The sequence below is a fragment of the Mesorhizobium sp. M8A.F.Ca.ET.181.01.1.1 genome (assembly GCF_004792025.1).
GTDB lineage: Bacteria > Pseudomonadota > Alphaproteobacteria > Rhizobiales > Rhizobiaceae > Mesorhizobium.
In genome coordinates this window covers 1-286 of the sequence record NZ_SRTV01000310.1, presented here as the reverse complement: position 1 = coordinate 286, position 286 = coordinate 1, and the positions used below count along the sequence as shown (strand labels likewise).

At 60.8% G+C, this 286-nt stretch carries 1 protein-coding gene; it reads right to left on the bottom strand.

Annotation, left to right across the window (positions count from 1 at the left end):
- A partial coding sequence (locus EN824_RS34735) for an ABC transporter permease subunit (RefSeq protein ID WP_135933242.1) occupies positions 1 to 286 on the bottom strand: 286 nt, incomplete at both ends.

Genomic DNA, 286 nt, shown 5'->3' with positions numbered 1-286 from the left:
GGCTTGGCGATGGGCAGGGCGACCAGCCGAAATACCTGCCAGGAGCTGGCGCCGTCGATGTTGGCCGCCTCTTCCAGTTCCATCGGCGTGGTCTCGAAATAGCCGATCATCACCCAGACCACGATCGGCACCGTCACCACCAGGTGGATGATGATCTGCGGCCAGAGCGTTCCGAGGATCCCGATCCATTGGAACAGCAAAAACAGCGGGATGAGATAGGACAGCCCCGGCGTCATGCGGGCGATCATGATGACGATCGCCGATCTTTCAGCCTTGAGCCGCGCTA